This is a genomic window from Clostridium sp., from assembly GCF_016650035.1.
GTDB lineage: Bacteria > Bacillota > Clostridia > Clostridiales > Clostridiaceae > Clostridium_AD.
In genome coordinates, this window is sequence record NZ_JAENWM010000167.1 from 1 (window position 1) to 2,209 (window position 2,209).

Annotated in this window: 4 protein-coding genes; 2 read left to right on the forward strand and 2 right to left on the reverse strand. The window is 30.8% G+C overall.

Annotated elements, in window-relative coordinates:
* Positions 1 to 197 precede the first annotated feature (197 nt).
* Together JJD95_RS20040 and JJD95_RS20045 are read right to left on the reverse strand one after the other, a co-directional pair.
* On the reverse strand, positions 198 to 701 hold the full coding sequence (locus tag JJD95_RS20040) for a peptide deformylase (protein ID WP_291645281.1): 504 nt from the start codon (positions 699 to 701) through the stop codon (positions 198 to 200).
* Between the two features lie 223 nt (positions 702 to 924).
* Positions 925 to 1,293, reverse strand: a complete 369-nt coding sequence (locus JJD95_RS20045; protein WP_291645275.1) for a hypothetical protein — start codon at positions 1,291 to 1,293, stop codon at positions 925 to 927.
* Between JJD95_RS20045 and JJD95_RS20050 the strand changes: the two genes are divergently transcribed.
* Positions 1,265 to 1,732 (forward strand): hypothetical protein, encoded by a 468-nt coding sequence (locus tag JJD95_RS20050; protein ID WP_291645277.1) that lies wholly within the window; start codon positions 1,265 to 1,267, stop codon positions 1,730 to 1,732. The genes JJD95_RS20045 and JJD95_RS20050 overlap by 29 nt on opposite strands.
* A gap of 17 nt (positions 1,733 to 1,749) precedes the next feature.
* The gene (locus JJD95_RS20055) at positions 1,750 to 2,055 is read left to right on the forward strand and encodes a hypothetical protein (RefSeq protein WP_291645279.1); all 306 of its coding nucleotides are present in this window, start codon (positions 1,750 to 1,752) and stop codon (positions 2,053 to 2,055) included.
* The last annotated feature ends 154 nt before the right edge of the window (positions 2,056 to 2,209 follow it).

Consider the following 2,209-nt stretch of genomic DNA (forward strand, 5'->3'; position numbering starts at 1 on the left):
ACAATAAAAGTTTATAGGAAGTGTCCATTATAAGAAAGAAGTATCTTAGTAACTAGGATATTTCTTTCTATTTTATTTAAGTAAAAATTAAATTAACATAATTAGCACTTGTCTGCCACCGCTGTTAGCGGTTTAGTTCAAATTTTATTTCACGACATTTGTCTTTAACATATAATAACTATTTTTTTATTAAAAAACTAGAAACAACCTGACTTGTTTTTATTTATTCTAAAAGATTTATTGTCAATTGCTCTCTGTACAGCGAGTATACCATCTAGGTGATCATATTCATGCTGAATTAGTTCTGCTAAATCTCCTGTAAATTCTATACTACAATCTGCCCAATCCAAATCTTTGTAATAAACTTTACACGTTTTATATCTATATAATTTTACTTCTAACCCTGGATAACTCATACAATCATCCCACATTTCAAATTTCTCACCATTTATAAATTCGAGTCTAGGATTTATAAACGCAATAGAGGTGTCATCAGATTTTATATATATTATTCTATGTAGTTCATTTATTTGAGGAGCTGCTATTGCTCTTCCAAAACGAAATTTCTCTCTAAAATCCACCACTGTATCATGTAAATCTTCAATGATTTCTCGTGCCTTATTAATTTCATCTTTTGAAACTTCTGTACAAACTTTGTACAAATTTTCATTCCCTAATAATAATATTTCTCTTATAGCCATAATTTTTCCCTCCATTTGAAGTTTTTGAAAATCTATATATAGAATTGCATATGCTCCGTTCCATACTTCTCTATTATACATTGTTTTCAATTAAATACTTAATTGCTCTTCTAAACAGATTATTACTTATTAAAAGAATGTATCTCTAAATTAGATGCATGTTTATAAAGTTCGTGTTTTATCCTATAGCGAACTCTAGCTATATGACTAGTTTCCATGACCTCTACATAAAATAGTTTGTTTCAAAATAGGCAAATAACTCGACACAACTAGCAACAGGAACTGCAACTGCAATAACTTTAGCGATTACAACATTAACAAACTTATTTACTAAAACATTTATAGTAAGTGCTAATAATAATAGTGGTGCAACTACAATTAATGGTAAACCGCTATATAAGCCTAATACAACTACTGCACCTAATTTAACAAGTGGAAAAGCGGTAACTGTTTGGTACAACTTAGCAAGTGATTGTTTTTTTCTTAAAGCTAGTGCAGAAGGTAATTCCGTTGTTGGAGATGTACTAGCAGGGAAGACATTCTCTAATGATGATGATACAGGATTGATAGGAATACTAGCATTAACAGGCAATGTGATTGCTAGTGATATTAAAACAGGAAAAACTGCTTATAATACAGATGCTAAAGTAAAGATAACAGGAACTCATGTAGAACCTACTATAGCAAGTTTAGGTGGAAAGTTTTATGCTAGTGGAGTGGGCGGAAGTGATTCGATTGGAGGATTTACAGTAGCTGGGCTTAGTTTTCAGCCATCTACTATAATAGTCAGTTTAAAAAGTGAGGGTGCTTATTACGAACGATACACATACGATGCAACATTAATGGAATACAATATTGACAATTCAATAACTATATCAGATTGGGGTGTAGGACTTAGGATAAACCTTACAGAAATCCCTTATGCTAAAGGTGGAGTTGTTGGTGTTAGAACTTTTACTGTTAATAGTAGTGGATTTATAATGAAAAATCTCAGAGCGTATGGTTCTATACAGTGGAAAGCATATAGCTAATAAGGAGGTATTAACAAATGAATACATTAATAATTTATGATTCAACAGGATATATACTTGATATTAAAAGTGGTGGTGTTAGAGAACCAATTGGAGTTCCTTTTTTATGGGTAGAAATACCTGATGGCAAAAGAATTAAAATTACTGATGATGTAATGTCATTAATAGACATAAGCGTTACACCAAATGTAGCTATTTTAGAGGATATTCCAAAGACGGAAATGGAATTAATTCAAGAGGATAATGAGATAATGAAATCAAGTTTATCAAACATGAGTGAAACAATGATGGCTTTGATGATGGCAGGAATGCCACCAATGTAATTATTAAAATATGAAAGGAGCATTCCTGTTATGAATTAAAATGAGTTTTGAAAAAAAGAGCACCTACTGATAAAATACAGGGTATAACAGTTGCAACTTTTATCCCTAATTTATAATTATCAGTGGAGGTACTCAATATGAATTATACACAAAA